Genomic DNA, 596 nt, shown 5'->3' with positions numbered 1-596 from the left:
CACTCGGGCAGGGAGCGCTGGTGGCGGCGTACGACGGCGAGCACCACCAGGGCGAGCGCCAGCACACCGGCGGGCACCAGCAGCATCGGCTCCACGACCCAGGCCACCAGCAGGGCGGCCACGGCGATCTGGAGCAGCACGAGTTGTTGCAATCGGAACGGGCCGAAGCGGCCCGGACTCGACTTCGGATACGGCGTCACCCCGCCGCGTGCGGGTGCGGGCGCACCCGTCTGCGGCTGCGTCGCGGTGGCCATCATGCGCCCACCTCCCCTTCCCGGGGCGGTACCCCGTGAGTGCCGGAGCCGGACGCTGCACGCCGCATGACCCCGGAATCTCCCCAATCCACCCCAACAAGCCCTGATGTCCCGAGGACCCGCGCATCAGCGCGGTCCGGAAGGCAGGAAGCGGCGGCCTCACCCTACCCGGCCGGTACCCGCCCTCCGTCAGGGGGCATAGTAGGTGCCCGGTCCGACAATCGAGGCTCGGGGACCGTACTCACCGACCGGGCCGTGCGGGGAGAAGCAGGCGGTCATGGCATCACGACGTGATGAACTCAACGCGTACACCTTTGCGAAGCGGCGCACGGTGGCCGCGTT

1 pseudogene is annotated in these 596 nt (G+C 71.0%); it reads right to left on the bottom strand.

Going from position 1 to position 596, the window contains the following annotated elements:
* Positions 1 to 257, bottom strand: a pseudogene (locus tag G3I78_RS46990) (type VII secretion protein EccE); the annotation flags it as partial.
* Between the last annotated feature and the right edge of the window lie 339 nt (positions 258 to 596).

This window comes from Streptomyces sp. SID13726, assembly GCF_010548375.1.
Taxonomy (GTDB): domain Bacteria; phylum Actinomycetota; class Actinomycetes; order Streptomycetales; family Streptomycetaceae; genus Streptomyces.
This window is presented reverse-complemented; position numbering and strand designations above follow the sequence as displayed.